The sequence below is a fragment of the Pinibacter soli genome (genome assembly GCF_029961145.1).
In the GTDB taxonomy this organism is placed as follows: Bacteria; Bacteroidota; Bacteroidia; order Chitinophagales; family Chitinophagaceae; genus Pinibacter; species Pinibacter soli.
Window position 1 is genome coordinate 2,250,240 of the sequence record NZ_JASBRG010000007.1, and the last position, 15,873, is coordinate 2,266,112.

Here is a 15,873-nt window from a genome sequence, read left to right on the forward strand (position 1 = left end):
ACAGCGTTCAAAAGCCTTGACAGGAAATACCATCATCTTAAACCGTTGTCAAGAACCGAATCCGATCCTTGTATTTAATTGCTCACGGGAAGTTCTTGGCAGTTGGTCAAACAAGCTATAGTTAACATCTTTCAATCGATCCCATTGCTGGTTCTCAATGGCTGATTCGCCGATTTCAATCAGATATTTAACTACGTTTTGATCATTCATTTTTGCACTATCCCTTTTTAACCATGAAAAAATATCCACCAGGAACTCTGGAATTCGCCATTGAATCTGCCTGATAATACCGTCTAGTTCATCCGCTTTTTCCTGAATCTTTAATGGACTATTCGTTGTTAAAAAGATCTCTTCTTTTTCCACTATCCCATTAAACACCTGGCGTTCATAGTCGTTTCCATTTTCATCAATCATCTTTTCACATTCCTCCTTTATCTCAAAATAGTGCTCTTTGGCTAACTGAACCCTTTTGTTCTGTGTAGCGGCGCTAATTTCCTGAGCAATTTTTCTTTTTCGGTCCTCGAGCTTATAACGATTATCAGATTCGTCATCAAGAGCTAAGGTTTCAGTTTCATCCTCTACCTGTTCCATTTCTTTTTTGAGTTTTGTTAAGGCGCCTGCAATTTCATAGTCTTCTTTCTCTGTTGCATGCTCAATTTCTTCGTCAAGTTTTTCGGAAAGATCCACTACCTGTTCTTTCAGGTATTCAATGGAAGTATGCCTTTTTTTAGGATTAAATATTTCCTTAAATTCCTGATCTGCCATATTCAAATATGCTGAAACACTCAAATCCCTTGATTCGGTCATTGTAATCGTTATCTCAATATCCGATCCTTTCGATACATCTTTTTTAAGCTTATCTCCAGAAATTTCCATGTAACCAATTCCTTTGTTGGCTTCGGGAGGAGATAAATGTGGGCCTTCCAGAATATTGATCCTAATAACCTGATCACTACTTTCTTTAGAAAGAGTCTTGTTTAAAGGAAAAGTTATACTTCGTTTAAGCGGCAATACCGAATTCTTTTGAAAAACAAGCAACAACCTCGTTTGACCTGGATTATCGCCGTCGTCAACCTCTAAACAAATGTCTTCCGGAATAGGCTGGCCGCTGATAGCAAAGCCGCTATTTATTCCAATAAGATCCATATTTGTTTCCACAATGTTGTTTAACTCATCATAAACCGTAAGCTTGAAAAAATTGAATGCGTCTTCTACCAACGGAAGATCTTCATTTATTCTTTCAGACAATTTCTTCAGCCCCGTATCAAAGCCGCCATCTTCACGTGTAATACGGTAAAACAGCCCCTCGACATTACCGGAAATTCGTGCGGCGAACAGTTCTTCTTTTTCTTTTGATGCTTTTTGATAGGCAGGCTTAATTGAAATTGCATTTTCCTTCCTTGCTTGTACTACATTGTTAAACTCTTTTGGTTTTGTAGCTGCGTAATAAGCCGCCCCTATTGCAATGGCAGTTGTAGGATCAATTTCGCAATTCGTAGGAATTTGCAATACTTCCTGCACATGTTGCCTTACGTACGGTATATATGTGGAACCTCCCACCATTAAAGTAAATTGTATGTCTGTTGACTTTAAAGATTTGTTCGTCAAAATCTTTTTTATCATATCTGTTGTGCTATCAATTGCCGACTTTATAAGATCATTAAATTCCGACCTGGTTATTGTAACCTCAAAGTCCACATCATTTCCCCTTTCATCTTCAAATCCGTCTATAACAATATCTGCTGAAGATTTTGCAGAAAGTAAAATTTTTGCCTCTTCCGCTCTACGGAGTAGTACATAATATTTTGCGTTGTATTTTCCTGAAGCACTCTTCATATCACTCTCCAGGGAGGAAAAACTATATTCCTCTTCGATTTTAGGGATAAGAAGTTTTTCAACAATCATTCTATCAAAATCAACGCCTCCCAAAAAGTTATTGCCTTCGTGGTCAATGACTTTCATTTCACCATTTTTAATCTCTACAAGTGCCACGTCAAATGTGCCGCCGCCAAGATCATAGACCAGCCATAAGCCTTCTTTCATGTCCATCTTCTTTTTCATATTTGCATAGGCGAGGCTTGCGGCAATAGGCTCTTGCAAAAGAATAACCTGCTTGAACCCTGCCTGGGCTCCGGCTTCTTTTGTAGCATTTGATTGTATTGTGTCAAATGAAGCCGGTATAGTGATCACAACCGATTCTAAGCTGTCACCTGTATTTACGAAAGTTTTCAATTCCTTTAAAACCAACGCTGAAAGATCTACAGGCGTCTTTGTTTCATTGAGGGCTTTTATTTTAAAGCTTTCCGCTGTTCCCATTTTGCGTTTGAATGCTCCTACTACACTTTTGGGATCTTTTTCCAGGAATTCTTTCGCCTTATTGCCAATCATTATCTTATCCTTTCTAAAGGAAACAACAGATGGCAAAGTGCTACGACCAAAGTCCTGTGGATTTGTAAAAACAACTACTTCTCCTTTTATAAATTTTGCAATTGCAGAATTGGTAGTGCCCAAATCAATCCCGAAGTTTATTGTATTTTCCATACGCTTATTTTTTTATTTTTTGTTGCATGACGCCGCTACTATCACCGCTTTTTGTATAATTTTCTTTATACCAAAATCATTACCTAACTCATTACAAAATATGATAGGCTTTATTACTTCAACTATCTCCAGATCCTCTGTTACGTTTCCTGCAATGCTTGCTTCGCAGTCCGTTCGTGTCTGGCTATATGGCTCTCCCAACGGATCATGGTATGTCAGGCCAACACCTTCATTACTGGCAAACAGTTCGCTTTCAATAAGTGACTTCAACCTGTTTATGTTCCTTTGTATAGAGTGATCCTCTTTTAGTTGCTGGGTTTTTCTTTCGATTTCAAATACTTGATTTACCAAATCAAGATATGATTGAGGTATTCTTACAAACCTTGTTTTTCTAGGATCTTGCATTATCTTAATTTAATTGCTGAAAAATTTCGATTGAGTAATTGAAGAACTGTAGGCATCCCCAACAGTTTTGGAATCCAGGGTTAGAGTGGCTATGGTATACCCTTTTTCGCCATCTTCGAACGTTCCTGTCCCGTTGTATTTACAGTACGCTTCCCTGGTTTCAAAAATTCCACTGCCGCCACAGCTATTCACCAGCGTTGGATTCCAATCATTTCCGTAATAAACTTTTAGCATGTACACTCCCTGGGGAATGCTCTTAATGGTAAATTTTGAGCCGGCACGGACATATGAATTTCTTATTGTCTGGGATTTGCTGATACTGTAAAGACAGACTATTGCGTCTGTCTCCCCTGTGTTCTTTACGGTTAGTCTTGGATTACCACTATAAACATTCTCACCCAAACAAGCAGATAACGGCGACGCTCCATTTTTAAGCTGGTTTCCTTTGTATCTGCTGTCTACAACATAGCTGGCGGTATCTACCGAATGCGTTGTTGAATTAACTTTAGGCTCGGGTTGGTATGTATTGTAATTATATGCCGGAGTAGTACTGACCGGATGATCATATGTATGCCGCTTTGATTGACGAATCAACTCATCTATTTGAACTGCGAAGGATATTACCACTACCGCGGTAACCACCCCTTGCCAAAGCCGTTGCCAGTCGTGAAGCTTCAATTTCCCCTTAAAACGGTAGCCGCCGAGCTCACGATAACAATTATATCTTGCAATTGGGAAAACTGGAATCCAGAATAAAACAAAAAATAAAGTATCGCCATAAATCGTCGTCCCTATCCCATTCATGGTTGACAATGAAGGGGTATCTCGCATTGGCTTACCCTCCACATCCTGTCTCTCTTTAAATTCCTGGAGGCGTTTTAAATCCCGATCTAACCGCATTTTTACTCCATCAGACGATTTTATAAGAAGACCTTTTTTAACTACGTTTATTGCGCTTGTAACATTTATATGTTCATTCCACATTGAAATAGCCATAGCGCAGTATGCCATTGCAAATGAATCCCTCAAATCACTAGCGAAGGACGGAAGACTGTTCAATTCGGAGAGATTGATTGAACTAATCATTCTCTCCCCATCTCCCGGACTAGCGGTTTTGTTTTCAAGACGCTTGATCGTTTGATTTATTTGTGTCAAAATTTTATTCCATTTTTCCAATGCCGGGGCATTTCGTTCCTTTTCTATTTGCTTTTCATAGCGCTCTTTTGCTATTTCATAATTACTTTGAAATGTTCGCCTCCCGATACTGTCAATATTCATTTTCAGCACATGTTCAATCAAATGAACGCAGTGCGGAGAGGCTACCAATTTCTCGTCTATGGCCAAATTGAGAAAATTGATGGCACTTCCTATCCTGTTGACCTGACTCTGAAAATAAAAAGGCAAACTATTTACAAGTTCGATTGGAAATAATCTTTCAACATTCTTTACTAACGCACCAATTGACTGTTCAGAACAATCTCTTTTACCATTTTTTATCTCATCACATATTGTTCTGATTTCCTCTGTTCTATTTGCAATTTCATTGCTAACACTTTTGAAAGCGGCGTTAACAGAAGACGGATCAATCAGAATTTGATACTGTAGAATGGAGGCAATTTGTTTAACGTCGTTTAATCCAAATGCCATCATCAAGCTTTTATCAAATCTTTCGGCGAAAAATGGATTAACAAACGCAACGAATTCTGATTTTGTGTAGATGTCCTGATGATTGAATGACGCAAACAACTTGCTATCACCATAAGCTAAAAAATCATTGAGCCTCGAATTTTGAATCAGGTAATAATAGTATTCCTTCTTCTCCTTAATATCCAAATCGTCAATCACTTTTTCACAATCAGACTTAGTTATTTCAACACCCTTATAATAGACAACCTGATTGTCTGAGAGTTCTATTTCTGCAAACAACCTTCTCTTTGCTTTTTTAATTGCTGCTATATCAACATCCTGCAAAGAATCATTCATTTGCAGTTCCAATATTTCGAAGGGGTTAACAAAAGTCATTACTTAATATTTTTTCTGGATGGCAGGTGCTGTCATTACCAAACACCAAACTGCCGGGTTTACTTAGATAGGGCAAAAGTTTCTTGCGTAAGATTGAAATACTTGAGTTTGCCTAGGAAAGGAGCTCCCTTAAAACATAGGTCAAAATTCAGTTATCTATAAGATGAAATATTCAGCTCGGGGAAGCATTGAAAAGTTTAAAACCATGTTAAATAAGGAAGGATTAAATTGAATTTTTAGAACCCGTCGATACCTAATGCATTGAAAATAGGATTTATACTATATCTGCTCGATAGAATATCAAATATTCAATCGTTAATAAGCTTTCACCAAATCAGGCATTAAAAAATCCGATTCAAATGGTTAAAGCCGAAAAAATGCACGGAAAAACATTCTATAACTATACTACCACAATTAAATTCAATCCGAATTTCAATTGGTCCTCCCGAATTTAGCTTGCTGATAACTTTCTCAATTGACCGTACTTCATATTTTATTCGTCATTCACTTTTTCTTAAAAACAAAAGATCAACTTGAGAATTCAAATACAATTTTCGCTTTTGATTATCCCATAATAATTAGTAAGTTCACTTTTTAACCAACTAAACCTCATCGGCGATTTATGTGACATCATTTTACGTCGCATTCATCACTCGTTACCAGACTATGACATTTTTAGATGTAAATTTTGAAACCTTAGAAACTACTCTTCAAAGTTTTGACCGTATTGCGGACAAAATCTCTAAAGACATCTACCTTAAAATAAACAACTCATTTTATAGACTTACAGATTTCGAGTTTTATACGTATTCAAAAGCCCTACCCGACCCACACACCTACAGGAATAAGTTGCAACTTAAATCGGGCAAGCTTTATTTGCACAGTTCAGGCCTTGACATAACTTTTGGCGATGGGACCAATTATGGTGGAATATTATTGAGAGCGGTTGTAAAACTCTTCGAGGGTAGCGAGGACGCGGATGGTTTTATGAAGGAACAATTTGACGGGCCTCAACGAGTAGCTACAGAATTTTTTTCAAATCTTAATTCACTTTTCAGCCCAGAAAGAAATGACATTTCAATATTCGACATTAACGACTGCAAGCAAAACTTTAGCCTCTGCCCAGCGGAGAAACTAATTCAGACGAAAAGGGTTGGCTTGACACCTAAGCCAACTGACATTGAAGATTATTATAGAAATCTACCTTTGCGATACATTACAATCTTGCCGAAGTTTCCAAACTTTAAACAGGTAGTAAAAGGCATTGAAAGTATGTTAAAAGAGCTTGAGGATAAGGGGAAAATGGAAAGAGACCAAACGAAACGAATTTTAGGATACAAAAGGAACTTTCAATGATAACTGACATCCAAACTAACTTTCTATATCTGGCTGACTCATTACCAAGAAAATATCCCAGATTCTACCAACGTTTTGAAAAGGTGTTAACGGACTGTAGTATCAAATTTGCTTTACTACAAGGCACTAAAGATGTCTGGTCTGTTGATTATATGCCTATTCAAATCGAGGTGAATGATTTCGTTCGTTTTTTATACAGGCCGCCGTATTTAACAAAGGATAAAATCTATGCCAAAACAATTTCGGACGTCGACTCGATTTGCGCCGAAATCGGAATTGACACTAGTAAGACTGATATCATCGTCGACGGAGGTAATATCATTCATTGGACGAACAAGGTTATTATGACTGACCGTGTTTTTATTGACAACCCGCGATACGAACGCAAACATTTAATAAATCGACTTCATGAACTTTTACAAGTTGACAAGCTTTATTTCATTCCCGAGCAACCGGATGACTATACAGGCCATTCTGATGGAATGATTCGGTTTATAGATGAGCATACCGTACTCATTAACGACTACAGTAAAGAGGAAGAATGGTTTTCCAGGGCTTTTGAAATTGCCGTTCACAATGCAGGCCTTGATTTTATCAAACTTCCTTACAATGTTTATGACAACAAAAGCTATGATCAGGCAAATGGCACGTACATCAACTATCTACAAATGGAAAACACGATTATCGTTCCGATTTTTGGTATTAAGGAAGATGATAATGCGGTAAAACAACTTGAAACAATTTTTGCAGGGCAAACTATAGTTACAATTGAAAGCAATGACATTGCTAAAGAAGGAGGGATACTGAACTGTATAACGTGGAACATAAGGACCGATGCGTAAGTGTTGTTAAGTTAAGTCATTTTCTTTTTAACACAAACTCTATACTTATATGTTGCATCTAGGCTGCAAAAGTACAAAATGAAATATAATGGCGCACTAGAATAGCACAGGTTGATATATTGGCTTTAACTAGCGGGGAAGCTGAAAACCGAATAGAGTAAGCAAAACACGAAAAGAAAAATCATATGGGATTGTTTGACTTTTTAAAATCGAATGGCGGGAAACCATCAATTGACCTAACAGACTACAAATTTCTGTCTGACGATCATACTCGAATTGAGGATGGACGCCCTCTCAATGCCAACAACAAAGGAGCTTGGAGAGGAATAAGAATTATAACCTCCGACAACAGCACTTTTTATGTAATGATGTACAATATGAATGAAAATCATCCCGTGTGGGGAGATAACATTCAAATGGCAAAAAAAAAAATGAAAATCATCGAGGAAAGTACTGATAAAATAGTTCTCCGTGGCTTCGGCACAGATGCAACAGGAGCTTCTTTTGCAGATTATGGTATTACGCTTCATAAGTCGAATAATGACATTGCTAAAATAACATTACACATGCACGACCGGCGCGTAGACATTGTTTATGAAAAAGCGAATGACAAGAAACAATCCGAAACCCTAAACCAATATTCTGACTTTGATAGCTTTAAAGCTTTTACATACAAATGGAATACAAGCATGCCAATGAATGAAAAAATGATGATAGCAGCGCAAAGTGACAAGCTGAATAATCAAGGAGTTAATGCTTACAATAATGACGACATCGCAAATGCAATTCGTTTTTATGAACAAGCATTGACTATTATGCCAAACAATGACGATGCTTTGAAAAATTTGAAAATTTGTTATTCCCAAATTGGGCGTCCTGATAAAGCTGCTGAAATGGAAAAAAAGCTAAACTACCTATCGTGATGGCTGTCTTTAGTTTTCAGTTACTGTCTGAAATCTTAAACGGATAAGAGTAACCCTAAACAATTAGAAAAAAAATGACAAAAATTTTTAGAGGCGATAGTACTTCGTCAAGTAAAATCGTATGTATGTTCGATGGAAAATTCGTTTATCAAGGCGATAGCAATTCATCGAGCAAAAGAATTTACACTTGGGATGGAAAACACATTTTTCAAGGAGACAGTAATTCTACAAGCAAAATTTTGTACACATGGGATGGAAGATATCTTTACCAAGGCGACTCAACCTCATCTAGCAAAAGACTTTATACTTGGGACGGAAAGTTCTTTTATCAAGGTGATAGCAATTCCTCAAGTAAAAGAATTTATACATTTGACGGCAAACATCTTTTTCAGGGAGATAGCACTTCATCCAGCAGGATCATGTACACATTTGATTCGCCAATGCCTCCTGCGATTATTCTTGCTGCAATTGCATAACTTTTAATGCTGATCACCCGATTGCTTGTAGCAAAAATTACATTTGGGACAACTTCAAATTGTCCCTCTTTTAAGGTTGTCCCAAATGTCAGTATGATTATGTGGATTCGTATTTACTGCTTTGACCAGTAAATTATATTTCGAGGTATGTAAGTTAAGCAGAGGTAAATCGACAGCGACAAATACTTGATACCGCATTCCCGAGTGGTCAAGATTAAAGAAATCGTTCGACGCAGGGTCGCGTTGTAAAGTTGGAATCCACTGCAGCCCACCGCCAACAGACAAAGGCATGTTTGGTAAGCCAATTATTAAGTTTGCTCCCGGAGCGAAAATATTTGACAAACTCACTTTAAACTTAGTACTTACCTGGCCAGTGTCGGTTACAAATCGGTAGCCAACAATTGCTCCAATATCGATAAGGGAAACGAAGGCAGACAGCGGCCATGGATTTGAATTTCTTCCATCCAAGCCCCCAATTAAATCCTATACACACAGGCGCATAAACAGCGATTGATTGTCCACCATTAAGTTTAACGGTGCTGTCTGTACCAGTGGAGCTTTTTGTTGAATAAGATGACTGGGAAGGCTGTTTTTAATTCCATAAAGAAGTCCTGTATATGCATTCACAGAAATCTTGTATTGAGTGTGTTTTTTATCGAAGAACTTCCCGCAGGCAACGCAAAGCAAGCCATACACGTTTGCAGCAATAAGCCGTAAAAACGTCGAAGATTTTATCAAAACTTAATAACTGTAGTAATGAAAAAATATTTTCTTTTTGATTGAAAACAATATATTGGACTTTTCAATATAGGATGTGTAAGCTTCCCCAAAAATATTTCGCCAGAAACACTTGTATGGAAGAATACTAAAACTTTTCTAGAACAGGCAGGTCAAATAGCAATCGCTCCACTACTCTACGTTCTAACCAACAAAAAACAGAAATTTTTTAAGCGTCATCTGTTATTAAGTTCTTTAGTACATTTGTCATGTAGTTTCTTAAATCCAACAGTTGCTACGGTACCGCCGGCAACTTTTAATCCATCGACCAATAGAGACCAATCTATCTTTTGGTTTATCACATTAACGACAATAAGACATCCTAGAACAAAAGAAACAGCCAGGCTTATTAAATAAGCATAAAATGAAATCTCCTTATGCCGCATTTTCTGTAAAACAGCCTGCTCTGAAAGACTTTTTTTAACATTACCATGTTCAAAGTCTCCAATCTCCGTAACAAACACTCTATTGTCTTTTATTTTAACTATGAGGAAAAAGATTAATAAAGCTATAGATAAAAACGATAGTGATAAATAAACAAAGTGGTTCATATTGCAAACTAATTAAAGGTTGAATAATTAAGTCCTGAAATATTTTTTCCCACACAAGCAATAATTGGAAAAATATAATCTCTATTGCAATTAGGATTTGTGGGATCAACTACTCCTAGATCTTCTAGGTCACCTTTGATGGAATAATAAGCACCTTCAATGGCGCTTTTCAAAGCTTTAGGAGATCGTTTCTTTGTCACTTCGCGAGTAACCAAATTGAAAAATTTTCTTTGAATACTCGTTATTCTGTCATTAGAAGAAAAAAAACCATAAACTATATCATTGTAAGAAACCCAGGCATCAAAAAAATTTCGAATGATAGAATTTTCAAGCAAGATTTTAGCTCCATGACATGAATGAAAATAAATATTCCTTTTGGACTTGACCAATGATGACCACCAGCCATCACTTATAAAGACTTTTTGCTCTGCGCCATTTTTAAACTCATAATAAAAAAAATTCAGAGATTTTCTGTCGCCATGGGCAAACACAATCAGATTATTAAATCTTTTTATTTGCTCAACTTTATGCTCAGCATCACTACTTAAAACATTTCTAAATATGAAAGATCTTGCATTAACATCATTTATTGTCTTAAAACATGGACAATCCTCCGAATCAGTAAAAAACACAGCGCATGGTTTTGAACCAATGAAAAAACTCAAAAACCGAGATAATGTCTTTTTCATAAACTATCTATTAAAAAACTTTAACCCCTCTATATAAGACTCTAGATATTCAAATCCAAGCTGGGTCCTATTATTCAATTCGTTAATAAGTTCATTAGGTTTTAGAAATCGGGAACCGATCTGAATTCGAAAACTTGGGTCGTGGTTGGCGATATTTTGCAAGCTTCTTATCATATCAGACGTAAGCTTGAAATAAAGATTTTCCATAGGATTATTTGATTGTTTGTTTGCCTTATTAACAATTTGACCTATTAGCGTGGAAAATTCCTCGGTTTTTGCAAACAGCAAAATATCATTATTGGCACACTCTCTTCTTATCTCATTGTTGACGTTTCCGGCACCAGTATAGAGTACATAAATCAAGTCGTTTGCACTACCCGACTTAAAATATTTTATCAAATCTAACCCCTTGCGAGTTGGCATATTATGATCACAAATAAATACATCAACGTCATTATTTTCGGACTCTAAAATGCCTACCGCTTCCACATTGTCATCTGTCGTTTGCAATCTAATTTTAAACGCATCATCATTGTCAACATTTGTATTGTAGCTGTTAACCTTTACCTGAAAATTATGTAACGCACTTGATTCGTCATCCAAATAAAGAAAAGCGATCTCCTTGCCTGGATTTTTAAATTGCAACAGATTATTCATAATTCATGATTTTGGAAATAGAATCTTAAACCTAGTCCCACCATTATTATCCTTAATTCTCGATAGTTGTACCGGAGATTCAACGGTAACTTCGCCATTGTTTGCTCGCGTATAGGCACTAACAATGTCCAAACCAAACCCTCGATCTTTTGGATTCCCGTTTTTTGTACTAAACCCAAGTTCAAAAACTTTTGACATTATGTCCTGCGGAATTCCTGGCCCATTATCCTCAACATCAATTTGTAAAAATTTATCCATTTTATCACTATCATCATTCGTCTTTATTCTAACTACTTTCGTTTTAATATTTAAGCAACATTTTATTGAAAGGTTGTCACATGCTTCGAAACTATTTTTAAATAAGTTATAAAGTACTTGGACTATTTGAACCGGGTTGCATTTCAAATCGCAATTCGCACCATATTCAGTAGAGAAAACGATTTTATCAGTTACAAACATATTAGTATCCAACTCCTGTAAAACTTTTGCTTTAAAATTCATAATTGCAATCTGAATAAGCGTATTTACATTATTAATCTCTTCTACCGCATCAATTGGTAAAGGCAAGCCGTCCATCGTATCAGCATTGTAAATATTAACTTGATCAGCATGATACATCTTGACTGATGCTGTCACTATAACTTTTGCCCGACGTATAGCTTCTTGAATTATCTCAATCTCATCACGGGTTTTTCTCGTAATTCGATAAGCAAACTTATTTTCAGGAGTAATGTTTATAAGCTGATTTGTGATGGTTTCTATTTCCAAAAGAGGCGGAGTCAACTCATGGAATGTACGACCAAGTATCATATTAAGTTTGTCACCGACAGCCTGTTTTAATGATAATTCCTTATCAATTTGAGAGAAGCTTTTGAAAATGTCTACCAACAAATTTGACAACCCAATTAAGAATAAAAATTTAAGCAAAAAACCAAGCCCGTACGCTATTATATAAAAAACATCTACAGCGGAATCGACAAACAACGAATCTGTTTGGAGTACGCTAATGAATTGCAATAAAGAATACCAATAAGCTGCCAATGCCAGTAGCCGAGCCTTAGGAAACCTAATTTTAATTTCGTCAAAAAAAAGGTAAAGACAATACAAAGAAGCAAAATCTAATAGAATTGCTGGTATATTAAACTCATTGATATAAGGAATCCGATCAAACTCGTTTCGGTTAGTCAGAGACTTCAATAGCGCACAAATAATGAATATTGAGGCAAAAATGAATTTTGTAAAATTGAAACCTTTATTTTTTATATTGAAGCCAACAAACTTCAAATAAGTAAGTAGAAAAAAATATGAGGCTGCTAAATCAGAGAATGAAACAAACCATGAAGATCTGCTAATATCCAAATTATATTTTCTTGAAATCAATGTCAGTAAAATATAAATAAGGTTTATCGACCAAGCAATAATCAAATATTTAAATTCTTTGATAAAAGTTATTGCTTGAAAACCAAAAATAACAATTGATGCAATTATTGGTAATTGCAGCAATAGAATGAGATTTAGGAGGCTAAACGAGTTTAAAATCATTACTAAGAATTAATTCAATTAACCCTTAAAAACTTTACATTCCTTTTTGTAGATTCAAGATAGTCAAGAAATTGATAGCTTGTTTTGTAAGGACGGAAAATTAAAGCCATTGTTTTATAGCCATAAGTTTTTATGAACTCAAGAGGAAAGACTTTATTAAGATAAAAACAGTTTTTCATTTTTGCAATAATAATTTTCCTTTTTTCCCCTTACCCGCCTACGTTATGAGATTGAATATGGCAGTGACATTTTAAATTTATCTGTCATAAGGTAGTCAATTCTTCATATCCTCGATCGGCATTGAGGCCAAAGAAAGATTACAGATTGCAGCTTGACAACCGTTTTGTGTATCTAGACTTTTGATCGCCGTTTTGCAAGTTTAATGGTCGTAAGGAATTAGTTTTTCTGTCCGTTTTGGATCGGATTTATTTCTCTCTTCAAAATTGAGAAAGTTATATTGATTCAATCTTTAGATTTTGCTTTTAGGATTTTGACATTTATTAAGAGAAGTTGTTTCCAATATAAAATCTTTTTCCTATGTTTATGGGATAAACACCCTAGCCCGTTTCCCTTCCGTGAACTATCATTGATCGCATCTAATTACAGAGAAAATTTACAAAAAGTTATTGAACTAGTTTTTATTTTCAAACGAATTAATATTAATAGAAAAACAGTGCCACCTGCTGATTTTCGAACGATCAATATTATTCCTTTTTGATACGAAAACCTAGCTCGGTTTAACAAATTCTAGAACATAAAGAAGTTTATAAATAATGCTAAAATAATTGTACTTGGCCATTTTGTCCCATGTAGTAACCTATACACATTCATTACGTCAATAGTCTTCAAGTTAAAATCTAGGACATAACAGCATATATCGAAACACACGATAAACAAAAAAGATGAAAGAAATAATTAGAGCAAATGTAATTGCCTACATAGCATCGTTTGCAAACATACCAACGGACGGTATCAAAGAGGAATATGTTCTCAAAAACGACCCGCTCAAACTAGATGATGTTAAACTGGCATTTTTAACAATCGCCTTGAGAGCATACTTAAAAAGTCTTAACCCTAATGAAACAGTTTTGGTGACTGAAATTCGAAAAAAGGATTTGGATGTTAAGAAAACGATCGAACTAATAATTACAAAATCTAAAGCGTGAAAAAACATTCAATATTCATATCACTTCTGACAATGAGTTTTCAGTCATACGGCCAAGACTCTTCAATTAATAAAATAAAAACATGGCTAACAGAAAAAAACTTCAGTATACGCAAGACGTTTGATGGTTCCAAAAATGAAAACAAGCCTGCAGGTATGCTATTTTGGATAGATCATCAATCCAAAAACGATTTCTTCAATGTCGACTTAGCAATAAAAATATCGGAGTTTGAGCTTCTAAAAAATAAACATTCAAGCCTGATATTTTATCCGAAAGTAGAATGGCACAAATCTACAGATTCGACCGATTTAAAAAATAAAATAGATGGGGGTATAAATTTTGAATTTATACCATTTGGTCTAAAATCTCCTAACTTAAAACCCGGTTTGGTAAACGAAGGCTTAGTTATTGCTCCTTGGTTTCAAGGAACATCTTCCTTCAAACAAAACTTGCTTGATAAAGTTTTTGAAACGAAGCTTACGCTGCAAACTTCCTTTGCTAGTAATTATTCTTGGCTTCCCGGCTGGCAAATGCGAGATGGAAACCTCAATTTTAGATTCAGATATTACCCATATTTCGGAGCTGAGTATAATAGGTTGCCCAATTTAATTACCAAGGGAGTTTCTGAGGAATTTTACTGTTATTTCATACGATTATTTGCAGAACTATGGATTGTTCCCAGAACGCTTCAACTGAATATTGATGGAACTTATAGACAAATAATAAACAATAAATCCTCGATTAAAACTTGGCTTCCAATAATAAATCCATCACTATATTTTTATCCAGGTAAACAGGAGACTATCGGCATTGGCTATGAGTATAAAAATGGATATGACACTGATGCAAAGTTTCAATTAGTTCAGCTTTCAAAATTGACTTTTAATATAAAAATATAACAAAATAAATCGGGGATGCCGAAAACCGTATAGAGTAGGCATAACATGCAAACTAAAGCTCATGCCGGAAAAAAAATATGAAGGTATTACTGATGGAACCATTAACGGAAGTCCGTATGAATCTATTACAAGAATGAGAATGCTCGATTCAGGAGAATTAATCGGAGATATTATCATTACTAAGCTTCCAGAAGGATTTCATCCTGCATATTTATCCCTAAGTAATTCCTCGCAAAAAGTCGCCATTCTAACCAAACCGGATGGAACGCCTAGTATCTACGATTTCCTACAAGAGCAGGGTTCAGTAATTTCTTCTAGAATATATACCTACCCAGACTTTCCAACCGCATCTTTTTCGCAAATAGGAAAAGCGGATTTAACACATGAAGGCATTTCCTACAAAAACACTTTAAACGGATTCTCTGGAAATCTACCAACTGACATCCTCAAGATAAAGGATTATAACCAAATAATTACTAAAAGAGAAAAAGGAGGTTTGTTCCTAAAAGCAAGCACAATAATTGTTAGTGAAAGCATCGGTGAAATAAGGACAGAAATATTGGGAACTTATACCTTTGAAGGAGATAAAGAATTTGAATATGAATATAATCTAAAACATAGTCCTTCTTTTGAAGTTTTAGGTGAAAATTCTTTTAAATCAAAAGGGTTCGATAATGGAAGGCTAGTAATTAAAATGTCCCAATTTGTAGTAGCAATGAAACAAATACATTAATGAAACAATTAGACGCATAAAATACTAAGGGGCTGGGTTTACAAATTACCGCTTTAAACTAGGCTATTCCGGTTGCATTCGGGCAAATAAGATTCAATTAGGAGCCTAAGCAGCTGCGAAATATAAGAAAATGCCTTTAGCACTTAAAGCATCGTTGATTGATGCTCAACTTATTTATCCTTACATTATCTTTGCGAATGAATATTGTTGTTACGAGCTTGTGAGTCATTCATTGAACTTATGCGTTTAGATACTTTGAAATAATTGACTAATAAGCATATCTGTAGCGGGTTC

15 protein-coding genes are annotated in these 15,873 nt (G+C 35.6%); 7 read left to right on the top strand and 8 right to left on the bottom strand.

Annotated features, from left to right (window positions below; genetic code table 11):
- Positions 1–48 precede the first annotated feature (48 nt).
- From QJ048_RS19515 to QJ048_RS19525, 3 genes are read right to left on the bottom strand one after another with little or no spacing between them, the layout of a single operon-like run.
- A complete protein-coding gene (locus QJ048_RS19515; protein WP_282336105.1) occupies positions 49–2,541 on the bottom strand; it encodes an Hsp70 family protein in 2,493 nt (830 codons plus the stop codon).
- 12 nt (positions 2,542–2,553) lie between these two features.
- Complete coding sequence (locus QJ048_RS19520) at positions 2,554–2,946, bottom strand: hypothetical protein (RefSeq protein ID WP_282336106.1); 393 nt, start codon at positions 2,944–2,946, stop codon at positions 2,554–2,556.
- Between the two features lie 9 nt (positions 2,947–2,955).
- The gene (locus QJ048_RS19525) at positions 2,956–4,929 is read right to left on the bottom strand and encodes a hypothetical protein (protein WP_282336107.1); all 1,974 of its coding nucleotides are present in this window, start codon (positions 4,927–4,929) and stop codon (positions 2,956–2,958) included.
- A 705-nt stretch (positions 4,930–5,634) separates the two neighbouring features.
- Here QJ048_RS19525 and QJ048_RS19530 point away from each other — a divergent pair.
- From QJ048_RS19530 to QJ048_RS19545, 4 genes are all read left to right on the top strand, one after another.
- Complete coding sequence (locus QJ048_RS19530; protein ID WP_282336108.1) at positions 5,635–6,324, top strand: hypothetical protein; 690 nt, start codon at positions 5,635–5,637, stop codon at positions 6,322–6,324.
- Positions 6,321–7,166: an agmatine deiminase family protein gene (locus QJ048_RS19535; RefSeq protein ID WP_282336109.1), complete on the top strand. Its 846-nt coding sequence runs from the start codon at positions 6,321–6,323 to the stop codon at positions 7,164–7,166. The genes QJ048_RS19530 and QJ048_RS19535 overlap by 4 nt, the downstream gene beginning before the upstream one ends.
- A gap of 185 nt (positions 7,167–7,351) precedes the next feature.
- On the top strand, positions 7,352–8,089 hold the full coding sequence (locus QJ048_RS19540) for a tetratricopeptide repeat protein (protein WP_282336110.1): 738 nt from the start codon (positions 7,352–7,354) through the stop codon (positions 8,087–8,089).
- A 74-nt stretch (positions 8,090–8,163) separates the two neighbouring features.
- Positions 8,164–8,565 carry a hypothetical protein gene (locus QJ048_RS19545; RefSeq protein ID WP_282336111.1) on the top strand — a complete coding sequence of 134 codons (402 nt, stop codon included), beginning with the start codon at positions 8,164–8,166 and terminating at the stop codon, positions 8,563–8,565.
- A gap of 54 nt (positions 8,566–8,619) precedes the next feature.
- Here QJ048_RS19545 and QJ048_RS19550 read toward each other — a convergent pair whose 3' ends face one another.
- The 5 genes from QJ048_RS19550 to QJ048_RS19570 form a co-directional block, all read right to left on the bottom strand.
- The gene (locus QJ048_RS19550) at positions 8,620–9,033 is read right to left on the bottom strand and encodes a hypothetical protein (protein WP_282336112.1); all 414 of its coding nucleotides are present in this window, start codon (positions 9,031–9,033) and stop codon (positions 8,620–8,622) included.
- 485 nt (positions 9,034–9,518) lie between these two features.
- Entirely contained in the window at positions 9,519–9,893 is a 375-nt protein-coding gene (locus QJ048_RS19555) for a hypothetical protein (protein ID WP_282336113.1), read from the bottom strand.
- Positions 9,894–9,901: 8 nt separating this feature from the next.
- Positions 9,902–10,582 (bottom strand): hypothetical protein, encoded by a 681-nt coding sequence (locus tag QJ048_RS19560; RefSeq protein WP_282336114.1) that lies wholly within the window; start codon positions 10,580–10,582, stop codon positions 9,902–9,904.
- Positions 10,583–10,585: 3 nt separating this feature from the next.
- On the bottom strand, positions 10,586–11,239 hold the full coding sequence (locus tag QJ048_RS19565; RefSeq protein WP_282336115.1) for a response regulator: 654 nt from the start codon (positions 11,237–11,239) through the stop codon (positions 10,586–10,588).
- 3 nt (positions 11,240–11,242) lie between these two features.
- Positions 11,243–12,742 (bottom strand): ATP-binding protein, encoded by a 1,500-nt coding sequence (locus tag QJ048_RS19570; RefSeq protein ID WP_282336116.1) that lies wholly within the window; start codon positions 12,740–12,742, stop codon positions 11,243–11,245.
- Positions 12,743–13,683: 941 nt separating this feature from the next.
- On the opposite strand from QJ048_RS19570, the gene QJ048_RS19575 reads away from it, so the two are divergent.
- From QJ048_RS19575 to QJ048_RS19585, 3 genes are all read left to right on the top strand, one after another.
- On the top strand, positions 13,684–13,947 hold the full coding sequence (locus tag QJ048_RS19575; RefSeq protein WP_282336117.1) for a hypothetical protein: 264 nt from the start codon (positions 13,684–13,686) through the stop codon (positions 13,945–13,947).
- Entirely contained in the window at positions 13,944–14,846 is a 903-nt protein-coding gene (locus QJ048_RS19580; protein ID WP_282336118.1) for a hypothetical protein, read from the top strand. Before QJ048_RS19575 ends, QJ048_RS19580 begins: the two co-directional genes overlap by 4 nt.
- A gap of 61 nt (positions 14,847–14,907) precedes the next feature.
- Positions 14,908–15,579 (top strand): hypothetical protein, encoded by a 672-nt coding sequence (locus QJ048_RS19585; protein WP_282336119.1) that lies wholly within the window; start codon positions 14,908–14,910, stop codon positions 15,577–15,579.
- Positions 15,580–15,873: the final 294 nt, after the last annotated feature.